The sequence below is a fragment of the Streptomyces sp. NPDC025784 genome, from assembly GCF_055558435.1.
This window is the reverse complement of sequence record NZ_JBVHMN010000003.1, coordinates 213,134-236,751: the sequence shown is the minus strand read 5'-3', so window position 1 is coordinate 236,751 and position 23,618 is coordinate 213,134. Positions and strand designations below refer to the sequence as shown.

General features: G+C 68.0%; 18 protein-coding genes. 7 read left to right on the top strand and 11 right to left on the bottom strand.

Going from position 1 to position 23,618, the window contains the following annotated elements:
- Positions 1-7 precede the first annotated feature (7 nt).
- From ACZ4IF_RS10590 to ACZ4IF_RS10580, 3 genes are all read right to left on the bottom strand, one after another.
- Positions 8-1,729: a protein kinase family protein gene (locus ACZ4IF_RS10590; protein WP_467561431.1), complete on the bottom strand. Its 1,722-nt coding sequence runs from the start codon at positions 1,727-1,729 to the stop codon at positions 8-10.
- 118 nt (positions 1,730-1,847) lie between these two features.
- Positions 1,848-4,103, bottom strand: coding sequence for a murein biosynthesis integral membrane protein MurJ (gene murJ, locus ACZ4IF_RS10585; protein ID WP_467561429.1), 2,256 nt, complete (start codon positions 4,101-4,103; stop codon positions 1,848-1,850).
- Positions 4,104-4,149: 46 nt separating this feature from the next.
- Positions 4,150-6,561, bottom strand: a complete 2,412-nt coding sequence (locus ACZ4IF_RS10580; protein WP_467561427.1) for a DUF6049 family protein — start codon at positions 6,559-6,561, stop codon at positions 4,150-4,152.
- 218 nt (positions 6,562-6,779) lie between these two features.
- On the opposite strand from ACZ4IF_RS10580, the gene ACZ4IF_RS10575 reads away from it, so the two are divergent.
- Positions 6,780-8,264 (top strand): CCA tRNA nucleotidyltransferase, encoded by a 1,485-nt coding sequence (locus ACZ4IF_RS10575; RefSeq protein ID WP_467561425.1) that lies wholly within the window; start codon positions 6,780-6,782, stop codon positions 8,262-8,264.
- Between the two features lie 140 nt (positions 8,265-8,404).
- Here ACZ4IF_RS10575 and ACZ4IF_RS10570 read toward each other — a convergent pair whose 3' ends face one another.
- The 4 genes from ACZ4IF_RS10570 to ACZ4IF_RS10555 all read right to left on the bottom strand — a co-directional run bounded on the left by ACZ4IF_RS10570 (position 8,405) and on the right by ACZ4IF_RS10555 (position 12,159).
- Positions 8,405-8,896, bottom strand: coding sequence for an LppU/SCO3897 family protein (locus ACZ4IF_RS10570; RefSeq protein ID WP_095935431.1), 492 nt, complete (start codon positions 8,894-8,896; stop codon positions 8,405-8,407).
- 112 nt (positions 8,897-9,008) lie between these two features.
- Positions 9,009-10,271 (bottom strand): MFS transporter, encoded by a 1,263-nt coding sequence (locus ACZ4IF_RS10565; protein WP_467561423.1) that lies wholly within the window; start codon positions 10,269-10,271, stop codon positions 9,009-9,011.
- 78 nt (positions 10,272-10,349) lie between these two features.
- Entirely contained in the window at positions 10,350-11,432 is a 1,083-nt protein-coding gene (locus tag ACZ4IF_RS10560; RefSeq protein WP_467561421.1) for an inositol-3-phosphate synthase, read from the bottom strand.
- A gap of 43 nt (positions 11,433-11,475) precedes the next feature.
- Complete coding sequence (locus tag ACZ4IF_RS10555) at positions 11,476-12,159, bottom strand: PadR family transcriptional regulator (protein WP_095935428.1); 684 nt, start codon at positions 12,157-12,159, stop codon at positions 11,476-11,478.
- A gap of 374 nt (positions 12,160-12,533) precedes the next feature.
- On the opposite strand from ACZ4IF_RS10555, the gene ACZ4IF_RS10550 reads away from it, so the two are divergent.
- Both ACZ4IF_RS10550 and ACZ4IF_RS10545 read left to right on the top strand, forming a co-directional pair.
- The gene (locus tag ACZ4IF_RS10550) at positions 12,534-15,257 is read left to right on the top strand and encodes a transglycosylase domain-containing protein (protein ID WP_467561419.1); all 2,724 of its coding nucleotides are present in this window, start codon (positions 12,534-12,536) and stop codon (positions 15,255-15,257) included.
- Positions 15,258-15,376: 119 nt separating this feature from the next.
- Positions 15,377-16,882, top strand: a complete 1,506-nt coding sequence (locus tag ACZ4IF_RS10545; RefSeq protein WP_359488973.1) for a glycosyltransferase family 87 protein — start codon at positions 15,377-15,379, stop codon at positions 16,880-16,882.
- 90 nt (positions 16,883-16,972) lie between these two features.
- Here ACZ4IF_RS10545 and ACZ4IF_RS10540 read toward each other — a convergent pair whose 3' ends face one another.
- The 3 genes from ACZ4IF_RS10540 to ACZ4IF_RS10530 form a co-directional block, all read right to left on the bottom strand.
- A complete protein-coding gene (locus tag ACZ4IF_RS10540) occupies positions 16,973-18,004 on the bottom strand; it encodes an alanine racemase (RefSeq protein ID WP_467561417.1) in 1,032 nt (343 codons plus the stop codon).
- Positions 18,005-18,132: 128 nt separating this feature from the next.
- Entirely contained in the window at positions 18,133-19,254 is a 1,122-nt protein-coding gene (gene femX, locus ACZ4IF_RS10535; protein ID WP_028804087.1) for a peptidoglycan bridge formation glycyltransferase FemX, read from the bottom strand.
- Between the two features lie 163 nt (positions 19,255-19,417).
- Positions 19,418-19,738 carry a hypothetical protein gene (locus ACZ4IF_RS10530; protein WP_028804086.1) on the bottom strand — a complete coding sequence of 107 codons (321 nt, stop codon included), beginning with the start codon at positions 19,736-19,738 and terminating at the stop codon, positions 19,418-19,420.
- A gap of 310 nt (positions 19,739-20,048) precedes the next feature.
- Between ACZ4IF_RS10530 and rpsF the strand changes: the two genes are divergently transcribed.
- The 4 genes from rpsF to rplI all read left to right on the top strand — a co-directional run bounded on the left by rpsF (position 20,049) and on the right by rplI (position 21,754).
- Positions 20,049-20,339: a 30S ribosomal protein S6 gene (gene rpsF, locus ACZ4IF_RS10525; RefSeq protein ID WP_028804085.1), complete on the top strand. Its 291-nt coding sequence runs from the start codon at positions 20,049-20,051 to the stop codon at positions 20,337-20,339.
- Positions 20,340-20,416: 77 nt separating this feature from the next.
- Positions 20,417-21,007 carry a single-stranded DNA-binding protein gene (locus ACZ4IF_RS10520; RefSeq protein ID WP_467561415.1) on the top strand — a complete coding sequence of 197 codons (591 nt, stop codon included), beginning with the start codon at positions 20,417-20,419 and terminating at the stop codon, positions 21,005-21,007.
- A 45-nt stretch (positions 21,008-21,052) separates the two neighbouring features.
- The gene (gene rpsR / locus ACZ4IF_RS10515; protein WP_003949403.1) at positions 21,053-21,289 is read left to right on the top strand and encodes a 30S ribosomal protein S18; all 237 of its coding nucleotides are present in this window, start codon (positions 21,053-21,055) and stop codon (positions 21,287-21,289) included.
- Between the two features lie 18 nt (positions 21,290-21,307).
- Positions 21,308-21,754: a 50S ribosomal protein L9 gene (gene rplI / locus ACZ4IF_RS10510; protein WP_345640235.1), complete on the top strand. Its 447-nt coding sequence runs from the start codon at positions 21,308-21,310 to the stop codon at positions 21,752-21,754.
- Between the two features lie 183 nt (positions 21,755-21,937).
- Here rplI and ACZ4IF_RS10505 read toward each other — a convergent pair whose 3' ends face one another.
- Positions 21,938-23,275 carry an MATE family efflux transporter gene (locus tag ACZ4IF_RS10505; protein WP_467561412.1) on the bottom strand — a complete coding sequence of 446 codons (1,338 nt, stop codon included), beginning with the start codon at positions 23,273-23,275 and terminating at the stop codon, positions 21,938-21,940.
- Between the last annotated feature and the right edge of the window lie 343 nt (positions 23,276-23,618).

Below are 23,618 nucleotides of genomic sequence, written 5' to 3'. Positions count from 1 at the left end.
ACGGACGTCAGCCGGTGAATTTCACGTCCGTGATGGCTTGCTTGTAGCCCGCGTAGCTGTAGTTGGCGGAGTCGTTGCCCGAGTACGGCATCGCGGTCAGCCACACGAGCACATAGCGGCTCTTCTTCGGCTTGCCGACCGTCACCTTGGCGGAGGTGCCGTTCGTCGTCACCGAGCCGAGCTTCGTCATCGAGCTCAGCGGTGTGGACGAATCCGGTGTGGCGGTCGCGTACAGCTCGACCGTCGTGTGAGGGCCGCTGTACCGGAGCGCGAGGTCGGCGGCCGACACGCTCTGGGCAGAGCCGAGGTCGTAGACGATGCCGACGCCGGGCTTGATCAGTATTTTCGGACCTTCTTTGTAGCTGTTGGTCCGCCACCCGGTCGTGGGGCTGTTGTCGTACGTCTTGCCCACGTCGTTCGGGTGCTGGGCGTCGCCCTCGGCCACGTACTCCGTGGCCCCCTGGATGGCGATCGGCTTGGTCGGCTTGGTGTTGTCGTCGCTCTTGTCGTTGCCGTCCGTCGTGTGCGTCTGCTTGGTGTCCTCGGGCTTGTCGCCGCGGTCCATGAGCGCGTCCGCGAGCTGCCAGCTACCGAGTCCCAGAGCAGCGATGAGCAACGCCGACACGGCCCACTTGAGCGCCTTGCCGGTACGGCTCTGCAGCGGGGGTGGCGGGGTGGGCAGCGGCTGGGTGGCACCGGGACGGGCCGCGGGGCGGCCGTACGTGCCCTGCTGGTACGTCGTGCGCTGATACTCCGGCGGGGCGGTGAAAGCGGGCTCCGGCGGGCGGATGCGGGGCATCTCGCTGATCGCCTTCACCAGCTCCTCGGGCGTGGTGCACGGCGATTCGTGACGGGAGGCCGTCGCGCCGTCGTTGGCGAGCGCGCGCATGGCCAGCTCCGAAAGCCCCCGGTGGACGCCGGCGCGCACCTGGTCCGGGGCGATGAGGCCGACGGCCTTGGGCAGCCCGGAAAGGCCGTACGCGTCGTTCTCGTACGGCCAGCGCTGGGTGAGCGCGGCGTAGAGGAGCGCGCCGATCGCCTCCGTGTCCGTGCGCTGCGGGGTGTCGGAGCTGATGCCGCGCAGTGCGGCGTTCACGGCGAGCCCGCGGATGCGCCACTGGCCGGTCGACGTGCGCAGCACGGCGCCCGGCGTCAGACGCAGATGCGCAAGGCCCTCGCGGTGGGCCGCGGCCATGGCCTGGGAGACCTGGCTGACCATCTGGTAGGCGTCGTGCACCTCCAGCGGACCGGCGGCCAGGAGCGCCGTCAGCTCGGTGGCGTCCGGCAGCCACTCATGGACGACGTAGACGAGGTCGTTCTCCTCGACGGCGTCCAGGACCTGGACGAACCGAGGATCGCCCAGGAGGGCGGACGACCGGGCCGCCGCCAGCACCGAGCGGGCCCGCGGATGATCGGCGGGCAGTAGATGCACGCCGACCGCACGGCGGAGTTTTTCGTCCACCGCACGCCAGCTGCTGAAACCGTCCAGTCGGGTGACGCACTCCTCGAGGCGGTAGCGCCTGGCGAGTTTGTGACCGCTGTGCAACTCGGGCGGTGAGGCCTTTCCGGGACTCTCGATCCCGCCGCTCCCCTGTGCCTCTTGGCTGTCCGTCTCCCGCTCCCGGTCCTGGGCCACCCCGTCGGACGTGGACTGGTCCGCCTTGGCGGTCAGCGGCTCGTCACCGCTGTTGTCTGCCACGTCGACGGCAGCTGTGCTCCGTTCCGCCACCGTCGTTCCCGCCTCCCCATCCGTTGCGCGCTGTCCGACGCAGAAACCAATTGTGCCCACAGTCCGGCGCTATGCACGACACACGGCGACGGACGATGGTTGTGCGCGTACCCCCGCCTCAGCGCCCCAGGCGCCCGCGGACCATTCCGACCATTGAATTCAGTTCTTCGATGCGCATCTTGCGCGCAGCGACGTAGAAGACGCCGAGGAGGGCCACCGAACCGACCAGCAGCGCCGCGATCGATCCGAAGACCCCGTTCCCGAGGGCCTCGGTGACCGCGAAGCCGATGGCGCCGCCCACCACGGCGCCCGGGACGGCGGCCAGGCCGAGACGTGCGTACGTGCGCAGGACCTGGGCCCCGTCGAGGTCGCCGCCGAGGCGCTTGCGCAGCCGCTGCCAGGCCACTCCGACACCCACGGCGTAGGCCAGGCCGTACGCGCCGGCCATACCGACGACGGCCCATTCCGAGGGCAGGATCACGTAGCACAGGGCCGACGCGGCGGCGTTGACCGCGGCCACGATGACCGTGTTGTAGAAGGGCGTGCGGGTGTCCTCGTAGGCGTAGAAGCCGCGCAGGACGACGTACTGCACCGAGAACGGGATCAGGCCGAGGCCGAAGGCCATGAGCACGTAGCCCATCGACTGGGCGGCGTCGATGCCGCTGGCGCCGAAGAGCAGGGTGCACATCGGGATGCCCAGGGCGACGAACATGAAGGCCACGGGGACGATCGCGACGGCCGAGGTGCGCAGGCCGTGGGAGATGTCGTCCCGCACCGCGCCGGCGTCGCCGTCGTGGGCGGCGCGCGAGATCCGGGGGAGCATCGCGGCCATGACCGAGACGGTGATGATCGCCTGCGGCATGCCCCAGATCAGCTGCGCGTTCGAGTAGGCCATGATGCCCGCACCGCTCTTGCCCGAGGCCTTGCCCGCGGCGGTGGCGAGCTGGGTGACCACGAGGACACCCGCCTGGTTGGCGAGGACGAACAGCACGGTCCACTTGGCGAGCTTCACGGCCTTGCCGAGGCCGTGGCCCTTCCAGTCGAACCGCAGCCGGAAGCGGAAGCCGGTCTCGCGCAGGTACGGCACCATCGCCAGGGCCTGCACGACCAGGCCGAGCAGGGTACCGATGCCCAGCAGACGGACTCCGTCCGCGGGGATGTTGTGGACCGACATGCCCGAGTCGCCGGACGTCCCGTAGACCCACAGGAACAGACCGAAGGTGGCGATCATGACGATGTTGTTGAGGACCGGGGTCCACATCATCGCGCCGAACTTCCCGCGGGCATTGAGGATCTGCCCCATGACCACGTGGATGCCCATGAAGAAGATCGTGGGCAGGCAGTAGCGAGCGAAGGTGACGGCGACGTTGTTCGAGGCCGAGTCGCTGGCGACGGAGTCCGACATCAGCTGGATCAGCAGCGGCGCGGCGAAGACCACGATCGCGACGATCACACCTAGGGCGACCATGACGAGGGTCAGCAGGCGGTTGGCGTAGGCCTCACCGCCGTCCTCGTCCTCCTTCATGGAGCGCACCAGCTGCGGCACGAACACGGAGTTCAGGCCGCCGCCGACGGTCAGGATGTAGATCATGGTCGGCAGCGTGTAGGCCACCGTCCACGCGTCACCGAGGGTCGCGGCGCCCAGGGCGGCCGTGATGATCATGGTCCGGACGAAGCCGGTGAGCCGGGACACCAGCGTGCCCGCCGCCATCACGGCGCTGGACTTCAGCAGACCCGAGGCCCGCCCGCCGGACTTCCTCGACGCGGGTGCGGCGGCGGGCGCCACCGGTGCCGCGGCAACCGGGGTCGGTTCGGGAGCCGGTGCGGGGACACCGGGCGGGGCTGCGTACTCCCCGGCCGGAGCGGCGTACTGCGGACGGCCGCCGCCCTGCTGCTGGTCCCGGAACAGATGGGCGAACGCGTCGGGCTCGTGACGCTCGTCACCGGCCTGGGTGACCAGGTCGTCGACACCGACGTACTGGGTGGTGCGCGCGTCGTCGCCGTAGGGCAGGTGGCGCGTGGGGCCGGCCGGCTCGGGCGGGGGCGTCTGGGCCCACACACGCGGGTCCGGGGCGTGCTGAGGCGTGGGGGGCTGCGCGTAGAGCGCCTGCGGCGGGTAGTACGTGCCGGGAGGCGGCGGGGGGTGCGCGGCACGGTCGTAGAGCGCCTCGGTCACCGGATCCTGGGCGGAGAGGTCCTGGCCCCGGTAGGGATCCTGGTTGTAGGCGTCCTGGAAGTACATGTCGGCCGGGGGGCCCGGCTGCGTCTGACCCTGCTCCGGCGGGGGGCCCTCGGGGTAGCCCTCGGAGTATCCGTCCGGGTAGCCCGAGTTGCCCGCGCCCTGGCCGCGGTCACCGTTGTACGGCGCGTTCATGGTTACCCCACCTCATCGTCCCCGGGCCGACCGGCCACGACATCGCTCAACGGTCCACTCTCTCACCCGTCCCGGACGGGTCGGCGCTTTCCGGTGCGGTGTCCGGTGTCGGGTCACTCGGGTGCTCCGGGTCGTCTGCCCCGGACTCCGCTTCGGACTCCCTTTCGGGATCCTTCGCGGAGTCTTCGGTGTCCTCAGTGTCTACGGTGCCGTCCGCATCCTTGTTCACGGCCTCGTCCTCGGGACCGTCCTGCGTCTCTTCGGCCTGCCGGGCGGCGGCGCGCTTGCGCTGTGTGTACATCCGGAAGCCGGCGAGGACGAGCAGCAGGACGCCACCACCGATGACCAGCATCACCGTCGGGGTGAACTCGGTGACCTTCACCTCGAAGGTGACCTCGGGACCGTACGCCTGACCATCGGCCGTGTACAGCTGCGCGACGACCATGACCGGGCCGTTCGCCTCGGCTGAGGTGGTGAACTTCACCGACTGGCTGTGCTCGCCGGCGACCTTGATGGGCTGCTCGTAGTAGGGGCCGTTCCCGATCTTGAGACGGTTGGGCTTCTTCGATGTGAGACGCAGCACCAGATTGTCGACGCCCTGCACCAGGTTGTTCTGCACTGTCACGGGGATCGTGGCGCTGCGCCCGGAGAGCTTGGCGTCGGACTTGTCGATCAGCCGGACGAGCCCGGTCAGGTTGTTGAGGTACGCCTCGACGCCGACACGGAAGGTGGCCGCCTCGGCGGGCCTGCCCCGCCACGACGTGGACATCCCACGGTCTATGGCCCGCCCGAACGGGGTGGCCACGCGGGACTTGTCGGTGAGGATCACCTGGAAGTTGTCGAGCTTGGTCTGCGTGGCCTGGATCCGCTCGAAGGCCGAGCGCGGCAGCTCCTGCTTCCGCAGCGAGGACGGGTAGGCGGACGCCGAGGGCACCTTCGTGGTGGCGGCCGGGTCCGGCTTGGCCTTGGCCGCGGCGGTCAGGCCCTGGGACTCCGACCAGTTCCCCTCCTGGAGGGCCTTCAGCGCCTGTGCCATCGTCTGGGCCTGGCTCGCGGACGGCATGCGCTGCGGCGCCACCACGATGCTGCGCTGCTCGTCCTCCTGCAGGTTGATCATCAGGCTCTGCGCGAGGAATTCCTGGATGGCGAGCGTGGAATTGGCGGCCTTCGCCATGTCGCCCTGGAACTGGGTCGACAGACGGGCGTCCGCGACGACCGCGGTCGTCCCGCCGCCGATGGGGCGGGCCGCGCTCGGCGTGTACGAGAGTCCGCCCGTCTCACGCATGCTGTCGCTGCGGGCGATCACCTTGTCGGCACCGGCCGAGGTCGCCACCTTGACGATCGAGGGGTCCACGGCGCCGTCGGCGGGCCAGGCGAACTCCGTGCTCGGCTTCACATGCAGGATCGTGTCCACCGTGCTGGCGGCCACGTCGGTGGCTTCCTTGAGGTGGCTCAGCGAACCGGTGACGTCCTTGCCGTTGTGCGCCAGCGAGGCGAGGTCGGGGTCGGCGAAGGGGAGAGCGACAACTTTCTTGTCCTGGACCGTCTTCTCCAGCTTGTCCAGCCAGGCCTGGGCGACCGCCTGGTTCTTCCCGGCCGTGGTGGTGCCGTCGGGTCCCTGGATCCGGTAGCTGTCCCGCATCGCGTCCACGGAGGCCAGCAGGTCCGGGTCGAGGACCCAGGTCACGTCGAGATTGCTGCCCAGGGACAGCATCTGGTCCAGCCGGCCACCGGGCGAGAGCTCCTTGGCCAGCTCGTCGTTCTTGAAGACGCGGGTCTGCTGCTCGTCCGATCCGGTCTCGGCCGTGAGGTGGACCGTGGAGATCAGAGGCCACAGGTACGTCGTCCTGGTCTTGGTGTCCGCCGCCTCGGGCTGCCAGGGCAGGAACGTCCGCTCGATGCCGAGCACCTGGTCCCACTGCTGGGCCGCGGTCCGGCCGGTGAGTGAGACGGCGAGCTGGTAGACGCCGTCGTCGCCGAGATCCAGTTCCTTGACGGGCACCGAGATGCTGAAGCGCTGCGAGACGCCCGCCGCGAGTTCTGAGAACTTCGCCACGTACTTGCCGCCGACCTCAGCCGCGTCGAGGCCCGGCTGGAAGCTGGTGCGCCGTGCGGCGGTGTCGATGGCCGAGCGACTGGTCAGGGAGGGCCCCACACGCAGGCCCACATGGGCGTCCGTGATTTTCTGCTTGCCCTTGTTGGTGACCGAGCCCGAGACGGTGACCGTGTCGCCGTCCGTGGGGACGCTGGGGGTGAGCGAATCGAGGGACACGTCCACCGTGCCGGAACCCGCGGCCCGGGCCGCAGAGGCCTTCTGGACGGCTTCTGCGGGCGCACTGAGGGGCAACTGAAGCAGCCCTGCCAGCAGCGGTGCCCCGGCCAGCAGCGCTCCGCTGCGCCGGACCCACCGGCGGGCAGGTGAGGGACTCGTCCCCTGGAAGTCTGCCGCCTCGGCCACGCGCTCGCCCGTCCCTCGTCGTCAGTGGTCGTCGGAATGTGCGTCCACGCATGGTAACGATGTGCGCTGAGGGGAAGTGCCGCGGAGGGCTCACAAGATCGGCCGAGAGCGCCGACTGTCCTGTATATGCGCGTATCGATGCGCGTACCGAGAGAGGGCGCCTGTGCACGTTTTATGGAGGCGCTCGCGGGGGTCTCGGCCACGTACTCTTTTCTGTTGTGCCGAACGCCAACGAAGACACTTCCAGTGCCCTGAGCCAGGTGCAGCGCCGCGCGGTGAGCGAGCTGCTGCGGGTCTCCCCTGTCGCCGACGACCTCGCCCGCCGTTTCCAGGACGCCGGGTTCTCACTCGCCCTGGTCGGCGGCTCGGTCCGGGACGCCCTTCTCGGTCGGCTCGGCAATGATCTGGACTTCACGACCGACGCGCGTCCCGAGGACGTGCTCAAGATCGTGCGACCCTGGGCGGACGCCGTCTGGGAGGTCGGGATCGCCTTCGGCACGGTGGGCGCTCAGAAGGACGCCCGAGTGGACGACGTGGAGCAGTCCTTCCAGATCGAGATCACGACGTACCGGTCCGAGGCGTACGACCGGACCTCGCGCAAGCCCGAGGTCTCCTACGGCGACTCCATCGAGGACGATCTCGTGCGCCGGGACTTCACGGTGAACGCCATGGCCGTGGCGCTGCCGGAGAAGGAGTTCATCGACCCGCACGGCGGGCTCGACGACCTGTCCGCCCGTGTCCTGCGTACTCCGGGCACCCCGCAGGCGTCCTTCTCGGACGATCCGCTGCGGATGATGAGGGCCGCGCGATTCGCCGCGCAGCTCGACTTCGAGGTGGCGCCCGAGGTCGTCGCGGCGATGACGGACATGGCGGTACGCATCGAGATCGTCTCGGCGGAGCGGGTGCGGGACGAGCTGAACAAGCTGATCCTTTCCGCGCACCCCCGCGAGGGGTTGACGCTGCTGGTGGACACGGGCATCGCCGATCATGTGCTGCCCGAGCTTCCCGCGCTGCGTCTGGAACGTGACGAGCACCACCGGCACAAGGACGTCTACGAGCACACCCTGATCGTCCTGGAGCAGGCGATGGCCCTGGAGGAGACAGGCCCTGACCTGACCCTCCGGCTCGCCGCGCTGCTGCACGACATCGGCAAGCCGCGCACGCGCCGCTTCGAGAAGGACGGCCGGGTCTCCTTCCATCACCACGAGGTGGTGGGCGCCAAGATGACCAAGAAGCGGATGACCGCGCTCAAGTACTCGAACGAGCTCGTGAAGGATGTCTCCCGACTCGTCGAACTTCACCTGCGCTTCCACGGGTACGGAACGGGTGAGTGGACGGACTCTGCTGTCCGGCGCTACGTCCGTGACGGCGGGCCGCTTCTCGACCGTCTGCACAAGCTGACCCGTTCCGACTGCACCACGCGGAACAAGCGGAAGGCTTCGGCGCTGTCCCGCGCCTATGACGGGCTGGAGGAGCGCATCGCTCTGCTCAAGGAGCAGGAAGAGCTCGACGCGATCCGCCCGGACCTCGACGGCAACCAGATCATGGAGATCCTCGGCATCGGCCCGGGTCCGGCCATCGGTCAGGCGTACAAGTTCCTGCTGGAGCTGCGCCTCGAGAACGGCCCGATGGAGCACGACGCGGCTGTGACAGAACTCAAGGAGTGGTGGGCTGCTCGGCAGGACGTTGCCGCGCAGAGCTGAGGTGCTCGCAGGCGCGTCATGTTTCACGTGAAACATGACGCGCCTGCGAGGCCCGGTTTCCCGGTCGCAGCGGCCGGGGCATGCGAAAGGGCGGTGTTTCACGTGAAACACCGCCCTTTCGCTACGTCCGGCTCCGTGGGTTACTTGTTGTCACCCAGGCAGAGCGTGAAGGACTCGCCAGTTTCCTTCCACGTCAGCGTGGCCGTCGTGCCCGTGACGCTCTGGCAGGTCAGCTGGGGAAGCGAGGCGCCGTCCGCCTTCTTGAGGACCTTGTGCGTGGCCTTGGAGTCGCTGCAGTCGACCTGGACGACATCCGGGTCGTTGTCCGAGCCCTTGTTGTACAGGCAGTCGCCGACAGCAAGCTTCTTGGCGTCCTCGCCGTCCTTGCTGACCAGCCATCCGCCGACGATGACGGCGAGGCCCGCGACGGCCACGATTATGCGGAGGTACTGCTTGAAACCGCGCTTCGGGGCCTGCGGCGGCACGGGGGCGTACGGGGCGCCCTGCTGCGGGTAGCCGGGCTGGCCGGGCTGCTGCGGGTAACCCTGCGGCGGCTGCTGGCCGTAGGGAGCCTGCCCCTGGGGCGGGGTCTGAGCGAACGGGTTCTGGCCCTGGGGCGGCGGAGTGGTCACTTGGGGGTCCCCCTAGAACGTAGGCGCGTGACGCGGATAAGACGCACGTAAGCTATCGGGCCGCTGTGACAACTCAGTAGTCCGGAGGGGGTCTGTGGCACTGATGTGACACTTACTGCAGTTCAAAGCGGGCCATAGTCACAGCAATTGCTCCGTAGAGCACCGCCACGGTGACGACGAGAGAAACCGAGCGTCCGTCAGAAGGCAGTATCAGGGCGGCCACTGCGGCAGCGCCGACGAAGGCGACGTTGAACAGGACGTCGTACACGGAGAAGATCCGGCCCCGGAATCCGTCGTCCACCGAGGACTGCACGATCGTGTCCGTGGCGATCTTGGCGCCTTGTGTGGTCACGCCCAGGACGAACGCCGCGACCATCATGGGCGCGGGAGCGAAGGGAAGGGCGAGCGCGGGCTCCAGAACCGCGGCGGCTCCCGCGCACGCGACGATCCAGCCGCCGGGGCCCAGCCGGCCGGCTGCCCAGGGCGTCACCACGGCCGCGGCGAAGAAGCCCGCCCCCGAGATGCCCACGGCGAGCCCCAGCAGGGCCAGCCCGTCGTCGGACTCGGACGCCCAGGCGTACCGGCAGAGCATCAGCACCATGACGGTCAGGGCGCCGTAGCAGAAGCGCATCAGCGTCATCGCCAGGAGTGCCCAGGCGGCCTCCCGCCGGGCCGGCTCGGCCAGGTGCCGTACGCCCGCCGCCAGGCCCCGCGCGGTACCGGCGACGGCCGAGACGAAGCGAGGGCGAGCGGTCGACCGGTCGGGACCGAGCAGATCCGGGGCGATGCGCAGAGAGGCGAAAGCGGCACACAGGTAGAGAGCCGCGCCGACGAGGACGACCGCCGCGTCGGAGTCCGAGGCGACCAGACGCACGGCGAAGGCGAGAGCGCCGCCGATCGTCGCGGCGAGCGTGCCCGCCGTCGGAGAAAGGGAGTTGGCCATCACCAGACGGTCCCGGTCCACGACGCGGGGCAACGCGGCCGACAGACCGGCCAGGACGAAGCGGTTCACCGCGGTGACGCACAGCGCGGAGACGTAGAAGAGCCAGTCGGGGACATGGCTCAGCATCAGAACGGCCGTCACGCACGCCAGCGCGGTCCGCAGCAGATTGCCGTACAGAAAAACCTGGCGGCGCCGCCAGCGGTCCAACAGCACACCCGCGAAGGGGCCGACGAGGGAGTACGGGAGCAGCAGGACCGCCATCGCGGAGGCGATCGAAGCCGCCGAGGTCTGCTTCTCCGGCGAGAAGACCACGTATGTGGCGAGGGCGACCTGATAGACGCCGTCAGCGCCCTGGGACAGCAGCCGTATGCCGAGCAGGCGCCTGAAGCCCTGGAAATGCAGAAGTACGCGCAGGTCACGCACGACAGCCATGGGGCACAGCCTCACATACGAGGAGGGTCCCCGGGCGCAATGCCCGAGGACCCTCAACAGCACTCACGAGGATGTGCTTTAGCGCTCGACCTCGCCCTTGATGAACTTCTCGACGTTGGCGTAGGCCTCGTCGTCGAAGTACTGGACCGGCGGGGACTTCATGAAGTAGCTCGACGCGGAGAGGATCGGGCCGCCGATGCCGCGGTCCTTGGCGATCTTCGCGGCGCGCAGGGCGTCGATGATGACACCCGCGGAGTTCGGGGAGTCCCAGACCTCGAGCTTGTACTCCAGGTTCAGCGGAACGTCACCGAAGGCACGACCCTCGAGGCGCACGTACGCCCACTTGCGGTCGTCCAGCCAGGCCACGTAGTCCGACGGACCGATGTGGACGTTCTTCTCGCCCAGGTCGCGGTCGGGGATCTGCGAGGTGACGGCCTGCGTCTTCGAGATCTTCTTCGACTCGAGGCGGTCGCGCTCCAGCATGTTCTTGAAGTCCATGTTGCCGCCGACGTTGAGCTGCATGGTGCGCTCGAGACGGACACCGCGGTCCTCGAACAGCTTCGCCATCACACGGTGCGTGATGGTGGCGCCGACCTGCGACTTGATGTCGTCGCCGACGATCGGGACGCCGGCCTCGGTGAACTTGTCGGCCCACTCCTTGGTGCCGGCGATGAAGACCGGGAGGGCGTTGACGAAGGCGACCTTGGCGTCGATCGCGCACTGCGCGTAGAACTTCGCCGCGTCCTCGGAACCGACGGGCAGGTAGCAGATGAGAACGTCGACCTGCTTGTCCTTGAGGACCTGGACGACGTCGACCGGGGCCTCGGCGGACTCCTCGATGGTCTGGCGGTAGTACTTGCCGAGACCGTCCAGGGTGTGGCCGCGCTGGACCGTCACGCCCTTGTTCGGGACGTCGCAGATCTTGATCGTGTTGTTCTCGCTGGCGCCGATCGCGTCCGAGAGGTCGAGGCCGACCTTCTTCGCGTCGACGTCGAAGGCCGCGACGAACTCGACGTCACCGACGTGGTAGTCGCCGAACTGGACGTGCATGAGGCCCGGCACCTTGGACGCCGGGTCGGCGTCCTTGTAGTACTCGACGCCCTGTACCAGCGACGCGGCGCAGTTGCCCACGCCGACGATGGCTACGCGAACCGAACCCATTCCGGTTGCTCCCTGTGTGTATCGGTGAAACCCCGAATGGGCCTCACGTGGCGGTGTCGTCGGACGGATCCGGCCGGGTGCTGTCCCGGTGCCGGGGCAGGCCGCCCGTCTCTCCAGATGTGCTGTCCTGCTGAGCGGAGCCTTCGGAGGCGGAACCCTTGATGTCCCGTCCCGCTCGCTCGCTCTCGATGAGCTCGTTCAGCCAGCGCACTTCGCGCTCCACGGACTCCATTCCGTGGCGCTGGAGCTCAAGCGTGTAGTCGTCGAGGCGCTCCCGGGTGCGCGCCAGAGAGGCACGCATCTTCTCCAGACGCTCCTCCAGCCGGCTGCGGCGGCCCTCCAGTACGCGCATGCGTACGTCGCGTGACGTCTGCCCGAAGAAGGCGAAGCGAGCGGCGAAGTGCTCGTCCTCGTACGCGTCCGGGCCCGTCTGCGAGAGCAGTTCTTCGAAGTGGTCCTTACCTTCTGCCGTCAACCGGTAGACGATCTTGGCGCGACGCCCGGCGAGTGGTGCGGCGAGGGCGTCCTCAGGTGCCGACCCCGACTCCTCGATCAACCAGCCGTTGGCGACCAGCGTCTTGAGGCAGGGGTAGAGCGTCCCGTAGCTGAACGCACGGAACACACCCAGTGACGTATTGAGTCGTTTGCGCAGCTCATAGCCGTGCATCGGGGATTCGCGGAGCAGGCCGAGTACGGCGAATTCGAGGATCCCGGAACGCCGGCTCATCGTCGCCTCCTCCCCTGTCGTCACCCGTCAGCGCGGTCTTTATGCCGTGCTGATGTATCGACTCGATACATCAGCACGATAGAACGACCATCCGGATGCGACAAGAGGGGTCACGGTGAACGGCGTCACATCACCGATTCATACGAAGCGAGTTGCCTGATTTGAGGTGAACTTCGAACCTAGGTGGGTTTTGGCGGTGCGTAGTCTGTGCGGCATGCACACCACCGGGAACCGAGTGACACCTGAGGGCGTCATCGTCTTTGGTGCAGTACGGGTGAATGCACAAACGACCAAATCCGTACTTCGGGGGGACCGGAAACCAGCCGCCGTTTCCAGGCGCGCAAGGGTGCGCCTGCCCGAGGAGTAATCGTTCGATGAGCGAGCACCGTCGCAAACCGCCGCAGCCGCAGGGCGGCGGACGTGCCGCGGCCCGACGCGGCCAGCCCGGCCCGTCCGAGGGCCGCCGCGCGGCACCGCGAGGCGCCACCGGGTCTCCTTCCGATTCCTATGGTTCGGGGGGTGAAGAGCGCCCGTTCGGTAGCCGTGCCGAGGCCCGGCGGGCCTCACAGCGAAGTAGTAGCAGTAGTAGTAGTGGCGGAGGCCGACGCAGAGCGGCCGACGGCGCCGGGCGAGGCCCCGGAGGCGGTGGCGGCCGACGCGGCGGCCCCGCGGGGCCGAACGGCCCCGGACGCGGCCGTGGCCGTGCTCCCGTGCCCGCCAAGAAGCGCATCATCGACTACCCGCGCGCCGGCAAGTACGGCGCGGCACGTTGGGTGCCGTCATGGAAGCTCGTGACGGGGCTGTTCATCGGCTTCTGCGGCAGCCTGGTCGCGGTGGCCGGTATCGCGTACGCGATGGTGTCCGTGCCCAAGGTCGCCGACACCGCCACGGCGCAGAACAACGTCTACTACTGGGCCGACGGCACGGAGATGGTCGCCACCGGTGGTGAGACGAACCGGCAGATCATCAACTACGACCAGATCCCCGAGGCGATGCGGTACGCCGTCATCTCGCAGGAGAACAAGACCTTCGAGACCGACAGCGGCATCGACCCCAAGGGCATCGCGCGCGCCCTGTTCAACATGGCCAAGGGCGGCCAGACCCAGGGTGGCTCGACCATCACCCAGCAGTACGTCAAGAACGCGATGCTGGACGACCAGTCGCAGACGGTCTCGCGAAAGTTCAAGGAGCTCTTCGTCGCGATCAAGGTAGGCGCCACGGTCGACAAGGACGACATCATGGCCGGCTACCTGAACTCCGCGTACTACGGGCGCGGTGCCTACGGTATCCAGGCAGCCGCGCGGGCGTACTTCAACAAGGACGCCGTTGACCTGGACGCCAGCGAGTGCGCTTTCCTCTCGGCGGTTCTCAAGGGCGCCACGTACTACGACCCGGCGGGCGCGACCGAGGTCGACCCCGCGGCCAGGCCCGAGGACAACCAGAGGCGGCTCAGGGCCCAGTGGGCGGACACCTTGAACAAGGAGGTCGAGTACGGCCACCTGAGCCTCTCTGACCGCAATAAGTTCAAGGACCTGCCCAAGTGGAAGAATCCGCGGTCCAACACCCGGCTCAGCGGCCAGGTCGGCTATCTCGTCGACCTGGCCAAGGGCTACATCATCAACAACACGGACATCACGGCCAGCCAGCTCCAGCGGGGTGGCTACTCGATCCACACGACCTTCGACAAGAAGAAGGTCAACGCGCTCACCGCGGCCGTGTCGAAGGTCCAGAAGGCCAACATCAAGCCCAAGCTGCGTCCGAAGACGGACAAGCACGTCCAGTTCGGCGGGGCCTCCATCGACCCGGACACCGGCGCGATCAGGGCCATCTACGGCGGTGAGGACGCGACCAAGCACTTCACCAACAACGCCGACCAGACCGGTGCCCAGGTGGGTTCGACGTTCAAGCCGTTCGTGCTGGCGGCCGCCATGTCCTGGGGTGCCCGGGATCCCGACGGCGACCCGGTCCAGGCGCAGGACGAACGCACCATCGTCTCTCCGAAAAGTCTCTACAGCGGCAAGAACAAGCTGAAGATCCGGGACTACGACCGCCAGGTCTGGATGGACGACAAAGGCAAGGAGTGGCTCCAGCGAAACGACGGCAACCAGTCGTACAACCCGCCGAGCTACAAGATCGACCTGCGTGAGGCCATGCGGGAGTCGGTGAACTCCGCCTACGTCCAGCTGGGCATGGATGTCGGCCTGGACAAGGTCAAGGAAGCCGTCCTGGACGCCGGCATCCTGAAGTCGAGTCTGGCCAGCTCCAACTATCCGTCGTTCTCGCTGGGCACGTCCTCGCCGAGTGCCATCCGCATGGCAGGCTCGTACGCCACCTTCGCCGCCAGCGGCAAGCAGCGTGACCCGTATTCGGTCGACAAGATCACCAACAAGGACGGCACGGTCTTCCGGCACGCCGACGTCGCGAAGACGAAGCAGGCCTTCACCGAGAAGGTGGCCGACAACGTCACCGACGTCCTGAAGACCGTGGTGGAGAAGGGAACCGGTACCAACGCCCAGCTGACGGGCCGCGAGGTGGCCGGTAAGACCGGTACCACCGACGGCAACAAGTCCGCCTGGTTCGTCGGGTACACCCCCCAGCTGTCGACCGCGATCGGCATGTACCGCCTGGACGACGACGCGTCGAACAAGAACCGCCAGTTCCTCCAGATGTACGGCACGGGTGGCGAGAAGACCATCCACGGTGCCTCGTTCCCGTCGCAGATCTGGCGCGACTACATGGAGCAGGCGCTGAAGGGCGAGAAGGCGATTCCGTTCCCGAAGCCCGAGGAGATCGGTACGGTCCTCAACGACGTCCCGAGCCCGAGCGTGACCCCCTCGGCCACCGAGAGCACGGTGGAGACCCCGACTCCGACCCCGACCCCCAGCGAGACCGTGACGTCTCCCTCGCCCTCGACGAGTGAGACCTGCAACAAGTTCGACTGGAACTGCAACAACAACGGCGGGACGGACAACGGCGGCACGGATACGGGTGGCACCGACGGGGGTGTCACGGCCACGCCGACGGAGACCACCACGACCGGGAGCACCAGAGGCAACGGCAATGGCAACGGAGGAATCTTCGGAGGACCGAACGGCTAGCTGCCAGCCAGTCTGTTTCACGTGAAACACACCGTTTCACGTGAAACGAGGGCCGCCGCACCCCACCAGGTGCGGCGGCCCTCGGCGTATTCCCAGACTCGTACGGCAGGATGTGCGGCATGCCCAGTGCAGAGACGACGCGAACGAGCGCGCACGAGCCGGATCTGGTACGGCCGACCAGGGAGGACGGGGTCGCCGCGAACGGCAGCGAGCTGTTCGGCGGCCCGATCGGACGCCGAGCCCTGCTCGGCACGTCCTGGTGGACGCCCGTGCGCGTGATCGCGCTTGTGGCGATCGGCATGTTCGCCCTCGGCATGGTGCAGAAGCTGCCCTGCTACGACGGTGCCTGGTTCTTCGGCGCCAGCTCGCAGTACACGCACGCGTGCTACTCGGACATCCCGCACCTCTATCAGGGGCGAGGCTTCGCCGACGGGCTCGTGCCGTACTTCGACAAGATCCCCGGCGACATGCAGTACCTCGAGTACCCGGTGCTGACCGGAGTCTTCATGGAGGTCGCGGCCTGGCTCACGCCGGGCGGCGGGAGCATCCAGCACCAGGAACAGATCTACTGGATGGTCAATGCCGGGATGCTGATGGTGTGCGCGGCGGTCATCGCCGTCTGCACCGCCCGCACCCACCGCCGACGTCCGTGGGACGGCCTCCTGGTCGCTCTGGCGCCCGCCTTCGCCCTCACGGCCACCATCAACTGGGATCTCCTCGCCGTCGCCCTGCTGGCCGCCGCGATGCTGATGTGGTCACGGGGACGCGTCCTCGCGTTCGGTGTGCTGATCGGGCTCGCCACGGCCGCGAAGTTCTACCCCTTCCTGGTGCTGGGGCCGCTCTTCCTGCTCTGCTGGCGGGCCGGCAGGTGGCGGGAGTTCGGCACGGCCCTGCTCGGTGCCGTGGGAGCCTGGCTCGTGGTGAACCTTCCGGTCATGTACTTCGCCCCGGAAGGGTGGGCGAAGTTCTACAGCTTCAGCCACGACCGCGGCGTCGACTTCGGCTCGGTCTTTCTGTTCATCTCGCAGTGGCTGAAGATCACGATCACCCCCGACGCCGCGAACAACTGGGCACTGGTCATGATGGTGCTCGCCTGTGTGGGACTGACCGTCCTCACGCTCACCGCGCCGCGACGCCCCCGCTTCGCCCAGCTCGCCTTCCTGATCGTCGCGGTCTTCATCCTCACCAACAAGGTCTACTCGCCGCAGTACGTGCTGTGGCTGGTTCCGCTCGCCGCGCTGGCCCGGCCACGCTGGCGGGACTTCCTGATCTGGCAGGCGTGCGAGGTCACGTACTTCCTGGGGATCTGGCTGTACCTCGCGTACACGACCAGTGGTGACGCCCACAAGGGCCTGCCGACGGACGGGTATCAAGTCGCCATCCTCGTCCACCTGGTGGGGACCCTGTACCTCTGCGCCGTGGTCGTCCGGGACATCTTCATGCCGGAGCGCGACCCGGTTCGCCGGGCGGGCGACGACGACCCCTCGGGCGGTGTGCTGGACGAGTCCGAGGACGTCTTCGTCCTCGGTGCGGCGGCCCATCCGCCGCGGCATGCGGCGCACTTCGAGGGGCCCCAGGTCGAGTGGGGCAGCCGTCCCGCACCGGCAGGTGACGGTTCGCCCTGAGCGAACAGGGCGTAGAGAGGCCACGCAAAAGGCCGTACACGGAGACCCGTGTACGGCCTTTCTGCTGCTGCGAGCCGGTGGAACCCGGGCTCAGCGCTCGACGATGCGGTCGAACTGCGTGGTGGTGTGCCGCAGATGCGCCACCAGTTCGTCGCCCACCTTCGGTTCCGTGGCGTCCGACGGCACGAAGAGGATCGACACCTGCATGTGCGGCGGCTCGGCGAACCAGCGCTGCTTGCCCGCCCAGACGAACGGAGAAAGGTTCCGGTTGACCGTCGCGAGGCCGGCGCGTGCGACGCCCTTGGCACGCGGCATGACGCCGTGCAGCGCCTTCGGGGCTTCCAGGCCCACGCCGTGCGAGGTACCGCCCGCCACGACGACCAGCCAGCCGTCCGAGGCCGTCTTCTGCTGCCGGTAGCCGAAGCGGTCGCCCTTCGAGACCCGGGTGACGTCCAGGACGGCTCCGCGGTACTCGGTGGCCTCGTGGTCGCCCAGCCACAGCCGCGTGCCGATCCGGGCCCGGAAGCGGGTCTGCGGGAACTGCTGCTGGAGCCGCGCGAGTTCCTCGGCCTTGAGGTGGCTGACGAACATTGTGTGCAGCGGCAGCCGGGCGGCGCGCAGGCGGTCCATCCAGCCGACGACCTCCTCGACGGCGTCCGAGCCGTCGGTGCGGTCGAGCGGCAGGTGGATGGCGAAGCCTTCCAGCCGGACGTTCTCTATGGCGGCGTGCAGATGGGGCAGGTCCTGCTCGCTGACGCCGTGGCGCTTCATCGAGGACATGACCTCGATGACGACACGGGCCCCCACAAGGCCGTACACGCCGTCCACGGACGATACGGAGCGGATGACGCGGTCGGGCAGCGGCACGGGCTCCTCGCCCCGCCTGAACGGCGTCAGCACCAGCAGGTCGCCACCGAACCAGTCCTTGATCCGGGCGGCCTCGTAGGTGGTGCCGACCGCGAGGATGTCCGAGCCGAGGCGCGTGGCCTCGTCCGCGAGCCGCTCGTGGCCGAATCCGTAGCCGTTGCCCTTGCAGACGGGGACCAGCCCCGGAAACTGCTCGGACACGTGCTTGTGGTGTGCCCGCCAGCGCGCGGTGTCGACGTAGAGCGTGAGCGCCATGGCCGGTCCCGGAACCTTTCTCGTGGCTGCGGTGTATCAGAGGTATGAAAGGAAATTGTGGCGGATCCGCCGGACCTGTGGGGCGACGCCGTGCCGGAAATGCGGCTCGGCGGGTGGTCCGGGCGGGTTCAGCGGCGCGACATGTAGATGTCGAGCGCCTTGTGGAGCAGCTTGTTGAGGGGGAAGTCCCACTCGCCGAGGTACTCCGCGGCCTGGCCGCCGGTGCCCACCTTGAACTGGATGAGGCCGAAGAGGTGGTCGGTCTCGTCCAGGGAGTCGGAGATGCCGCGCAGGTCGTAGACGGTCGCCCCGAGGGCGTACGCGTCGCGCAGCATCCGCCACTGCATCGCGTTCGAGGGCCGGACCTCACGGCCGATGTTGTCCGAGGCTCCGTAGGAGTACCAGACGTGCCCGCCGACGACGAGCATCGTCGCGGCCGACAGGTTCACGCCGTTGTGGCGCGCGAAGTACAGCCGCATGCGGTTGGGGTCCTCGGTGTTGAGGGCCGTCCACATGCGCTGGAAGTACGAGAGCGGGCGGGGCCGGAAGTGGTCGCGCACGGCCGTGATCTCGTACAGCCGCTGCCACTCCTCCAGGTCCTGGTAGCCACCCTGGACGACCTCGACGCCGGCCTTCTCGGCCTTCTTGATGTTGCGGCGCCACAGCTGGTTGAAGTTCTTGTGGACCTCTTCCAGGGAGCGGTTCGCGAGCGGCACCTGGAAGACATAGCGGGGCTGGACGTCGCCGAAGCCGGCGCCGCCGTCCTCGCCCTGCTGCCAGCCCATGCGGCGCAGCTTGTCGGCGACCTCGAAGGCGCGCGGCTCGATGAAGTCGGCCTCGATGTCGCGCAGGCGCTTGACGTCGGGGTTCTGGATGCCGCCCTTGATGGACGCGGCCTCCCAGCGCCGGATGATCACCGGCGGGCCCATCTTCACGGAGAAGGCGCCCTGCTGCTTGAGGTGCGCGAGCATCGGCTGGAGCCAGTCGTCGAGGTTCGGCGCGAACCAGTTGATGACCGGGCCCTCGGGGAGATAGGCGAGATAGCGCTTGATCTTGGGCAGCTGGCGGTAGAGCACCAGGCCCGCTCCGACCATCTCACCGGTCCGGTCGTCGAACCAGCCGAGGTTCTCGGAGCGCCACTCCGCCTTGACGTCTGCCCAGGCCGGGACCTGCATGTGGCTTGCCGAGGGCAGGCTCTGGATGTATGCCAGATGCTGCTCTCGACTGATGGTCCTCAGGGTCAGGCTCATTCGGGGCGCTCCTCGGGCTGGTGTGTCCCCATGGGTACAGGGGCTCCGGCTCTCGCGCCGAAGCCTACTGCGCCATGCGAGCGCCCCGTCTGGCCGTATGGAACCTGGGCCCCGGGCAGGGTGTGGAGGGGGTCCCGGGGTCAGGGGAAAACGGACGTTCGGGTCAGAAGAGGCCGCCGAAGAGGCCTCCGTGCGCCATGCCGAGGAAGAAGCCCACGGCCGAGGCACCGAGTCCCAGGATCAGGCCGAACCGCTCACGCGTCGTCTCGGAGATGAACTGCCCGTACGCACCGGTGAGGATGCCGATCAGGCCGGCCCACGAACTGATCAGATGAAGACTGTCGAACATCGCCGTGACGAAGGCCGTGATTCCGAGCACCAGGGTCACTGCGAGCAGGGAGTCCTGGAGTGGATGAGGCTTGCCGTCCGTGGCGAAGAGGGATCCGGTCGAGCCAGTGGTGTTGGGTCGCAATACCTGTGCCATGAGGCACCTCCTGCGGAAGGCCGCGCATCGTAGCGCCTTACACACCCGATGTGTACAGACTGACGGTCCCCCCGGGCGGATTTCAACCGGAAGCCGCCGTGCAGGTAGTCTGTACCGTCTGCACCGGTGTCTGCCCAGGTTGTGTCCGGGTCGAAACCCAGGTCACAGCACTGATGGCGTCTGGTACTCCGTTCGGTTCACGGACGGGGGCACCCGATTGTCAGTGGCGGCCGATACCGTTGCGTACGCATCACAACCCTCCTGCCACGGAACGACCGTGGCCGTTGAGTCCAAAGGAGGTGGGTTCCACATGCGTCACTACGAGGTGATGGTCATCCTCGACCCCGATCTTGAGGAGCGCGCTGTCTCTCCCCTGATCGAGAACTTCCTCTCCGTGGTCCGTGAGGCCAACGGAAAGGTCGAGAAGGTCGACACCTGGGGCCGTCGTCGTCTCGCGTACGAGATCAAGAAGAAGCCCGAGGGCATCTACTCGGTCATCGACCTGCAGGCCGAGCCTGCGGTCGTCAAGGAGCTCGACCGCCAGATGAACCTGAACGAGTCGGTCCTCCGGACCAAGGTCCTCCGCCCCGAGACCCACTGAGCTCTCCCGCTCAGCTGAACTCGGGATTCGAGTAGCAGCACCAAGCAGCCAGCAGCAAACCCGCCGAGAGGTTCCCCATGGCAGGCGAGACCGTCATCACGGTCGTCGGCAATCTTGTCGACGACCCCGAGCTGCGCTTCACCCCTTCCGGTGCGGCGGTCGCGAAGTTCCGTGTCGCGTCCACCCCCCGCACCTTCGACCGTCAGACCAATGAGTGGAAGGACGGCGAGAGCCTGTTCCTGACCTGCTCGGTCTGGCGTCAGGCGGCGGAGAACGTCGCCGAGTCGCTCCAGCGAGGCATGCGCGTCATCGTGCAGGGCCGGCTGAAGCAGCGGTCCTACGAGGACCGTGAGGGCGTCAAGCGCACGGTCTACGAGCTGGACGTCGAGGAAGTCGGCGCCAGCCTGCGGAACGCCACGGCCAAGGTCACCAAGACCACGGGCCGAGGCGGCCAGGGTGGCTACGGCGGCGGCGGCGGTGGCGGCGGCCAGCAGGGCGGCGGCTGGGGCGGTGGCTCCGGCGGCGGCCAGCAGCAGGGCGGCGCTCCCGCCGACGACCCCTGGGCGACCGGTGCTCCCGCCGGTGGCAACCAGGGCGGCGGCGGTGGTGGTGGCTGGGGCGGCTCCGGCGGCTCCGGCGGCGGCTACTCGGACGAGCCCCCCTTCTAGGGACGGGTTCGTACCCAAACTTCTTGATCACACAGGAGAAACACCATGGCGAAGCCGCCTGTGCGCAAGCCTAAGAAGAAGGTCTGCGCTTTCTGCAAGGACAAGGTCACGTACGTGGACTACAAGGACACGAACATGCTGCGGAAGTTCATTTCCGACCGCGGCAAGATCCGTGCCCGCCGCGTGACCGGCAACTGCACGCAGCACCAGCGTGACGTCGCCACGGCCGTGAAGAACAGCCGTGAGATGGCGCTGCTGCCCTACACGTCCACCGCGCGATAAGGGAAGGGTGACCGAAACATGAAGATCATCCTCACCCACGAGGTCTCTGGCCTCGGTGCCGCGGGCGACGTCGTCGACGTCAAGGACGGTTACGCTCGCAACTACCTGATCCCGCGGAACTTCGCGATCCGCTGGACCAAGGGTGGCGAGAAGGACGTCGAGCAGATCCGTCGTGCTCGCAAGATCCACGAGATCGCGACCATCGAGCAGGCCAACGAGATCAAGGCCCGCCTCGAGGGCGTGAAGGTCCGTCTGGCCGTTCGCTCCGGCGACGCCGGCCGTCTCTTCGGTTCCGTCACCCCGGCCGACGTCGCTTCTGCGATCAAGGCTTCCGGTGGCCCCGAGGTCGACAAGCGCCGCATCGAGCTGGGCGCGCCGATCAAGACCCTGGGCGCCCACGAGACGTCCGTGCGTCTGCACCCCGAGGTTGCCGCCAAGGTCAGCATCGAGGTTGTCGCTGCCTGAGTGCAGCGCTCGGCATAGCTGAGAGAAGGGCCGTACCCGAGGGTGCGGCCCTTCTGCGTGCCGTGAGACGCGGCGGTGTTCGTGTCGCGGTGGCGTTTCAGTGCGCGGGAGTCATGTCTCCCTGTGGCGGAGCGTCGTTTCACGTGAAACCCCCGTTTCACGTGAAACGGTCAGCGTCAGGCGTCAGCGCGTCGCTCCCGTGACGATCCAGCGTCCCGAGCGGGAGCGCAGCCCCAGGGTCAGCAGCCGGATCGCCATCATCAGCGTCATCGTTGCCCAGAGAGCGGTGAGCCCGCCGCCCAGCACAGGAACGAGCAGCGCGACGGGAGCGAAGGCCGCCAGGGTGAGCACCATGGCCCACGCCAGGTAGGGGCCGTCCCCCGCTCCCATCAGGACTCCGTCCAGGACGAAGACGATTCCGCAGATCGGCTGCGAGAGGGCCACCATGACCAGTGCGGGCAGCGCGGCGTCACGCACTACTGAGTCGCCGCTGAACATCGGCAGGAAGAGCGGGCGCGCCACGATGACCAGCAGGCCAAGCACGACACCGGCGGCGAGGCCCCACTGCACCATGCGACGGCATGCCTCACGGGCGCCTTGGGCGTCGCCCGCGCCGAGGTAGCGGCCGATGATGGCCTGCCCTGCGATGGCGATGGCGTCGAGGGCGAAGGCGAGCAGGCTCCACAGCGACAGGATGATCTGGTGGGCCGCCATGTCGGCGTCCCCGAGCCGGGCTGCGACCGCAGTGGCGATCACGAGAATTGCCCTCAGGGACAGGGTGCGGACGAGCAGGGGCGCGCCGGCCTGGGCACAGGCCCGTATCCCGGCGGCGTCAGGCCGCAGGGAGGCATTGTGCTTGCGGGCTCCGCGGACGACGACGACCAGATAGACCGCCGCCATCCCGCACTGGGCGATGACGGTTCCCCAGGCGGAGCCGGCGATGCCCAGGCCTGCGCCATAGACGAGGCCGGCATTGAGGGCGGCGTTGGCCACGAATCCGGCGACGGCGACGTACAGCGGCGTCTTGGTGTCTTGGAGTCCGCGCAGGACACCGGTCGCGGCAAGCACGACGAGCATGGCCGGGATACCGAGCGTCGAGATCCGTAGATACGTGGTCGCGTAGGGGGCGGCGGTGGCGGAAGCGCCGAACCAGTCCATCAGGGCGGGCGCTGTCGGCAGGACGACGGTGATGACGGCCACGCCGATCAGCAGGGCGAGCCAGATGCCATCCATGCCCTGCCGGATCGCGGCCCGGATGTCGCCCGCGCCGACTCGGCGGGCGACGGCGGCCGTGGTGGCGTAGGCGAGGAAGACGAAGACGCCGACGGCTGTCATGAGAAGGGTCGAGGCGACGCCGAGGCCGGCCAGCTGGGCAGTGCCGAGGTGGCCGACGATGGCGCTGTCGGCGATCACGAAGAGGGGCTCGGCGACGAGCGCGCCGAAGGCCGGAACGGCCAGCGCGACGATCTCTCGGTCGTGCCGGCGTCGGACGGCCCTGGGTGCCGCGGGAGCCTGTGTCATGAGCACCAATCTAATCTTCCACAGGTAAGAGATGCAAGGTGATAAAGACCCTTACAAACCGTCGGGTCGGGCGCGTCACGTCACGCCATTTGCAGGGATCTTGGTCCGACTGGGGAAGTTTTTCTTCTGCACACCCGGTGGATGGGAGAGTTGCAGGTCAGGGGCGTTTTCCTGAAGCGGCTGAGGGCTTGTTCACAGGGCTGTCCACCGTGTCGTGCACAGGTTTTGCCGAGTTCTCCACAGCATCGGGCCCGTCGTCCACATGGCCTGTGGATAACCAGATTGGCTGACGGTGCCCGCGGGCCTAACGTGGTGCGGCGCCCGCTCTCTCCTCCGTCCTCGG

Bases quoted from the DNA above. Each gene is read 5' to 3' on its own strand.
- femX (WP_028804087.1), bottom strand. From the start codon at position 19,254: ATGAGCCTGACCCTGAGGACCATCAGTCGAGAGCAGCATCTGGCATAC.
- murJ (WP_467561429.1), bottom strand. From the start codon at position 4,103: ATGAACGCGCCGTACAACGGTGACCGCGGCCAGGGCGCGGGCAACTCG.
- ACZ4IF_RS10540 (WP_467561417.1), bottom strand. From the start codon at position 18,004: ATGGCGCTCACGCTCTACGTCGACACCGCGCGCTGGCGGGCACACCAC.
- ACZ4IF_RS10530 (WP_028804086.1), bottom strand. From the start codon at position 19,738: ATGGCACAGGTATTGCGACCCAACACCACTGGCTCGACCGGATCCCTC.
- ACZ4IF_RS10520 (WP_467561415.1), top strand. From the start codon at position 20,417: ATGGCAGGCGAGACCGTCATCACGGTCGTCGGCAATCTTGTCGACGAC.
- ACZ4IF_RS10505 (WP_467561412.1), bottom strand. From the start codon at position 23,275: ATGACACAGGCTCCCGCGGCACCCAGGGCCGTCCGACGCCGGCACGAC.
- ACZ4IF_RS10545 (WP_359488973.1), top strand. From the start codon at position 15,377: ATGCCCAGTGCAGAGACGACGCGAACGAGCGCGCACGAGCCGGATCTG.
- rpsF (WP_028804085.1), top strand. From the start codon at position 20,049: ATGCGTCACTACGAGGTGATGGTCATCCTCGACCCCGATCTTGAGGAG.
- ACZ4IF_RS10555 (WP_095935428.1), bottom strand. From the start codon at position 12,159: ATGAGCCGGCGTTCCGGGATCCTCGAATTCGCCGTACTCGGCCTGCTC.
- ACZ4IF_RS10560 (WP_467561421.1), bottom strand. From the start codon at position 11,432: ATGGGTTCGGTTCGCGTAGCCATCGTCGGCGTGGGCAACTGCGCCGCG.
- ACZ4IF_RS10565 (WP_467561423.1), bottom strand. From the start codon at position 10,271: ATGGCTGTCGTGCGTGACCTGCGCGTACTTCTGCATTTCCAGGGCTTC.
- rpsR (WP_003949403.1), top strand. From the start codon at position 21,053: ATGGCGAAGCCGCCTGTGCGCAAGCCTAAGAAGAAGGTCTGCGCTTTC.
- ACZ4IF_RS10550 (WP_467561419.1), top strand. From the start codon at position 12,534: ATGAGCGAGCACCGTCGCAAACCGCCGCAGCCGCAGGGCGGCGGACGT.
- rplI (WP_345640235.1), top strand. From the start codon at position 21,308: ATGAAGATCATCCTCACCCACGAGGTCTCTGGCCTCGGTGCCGCGGGC.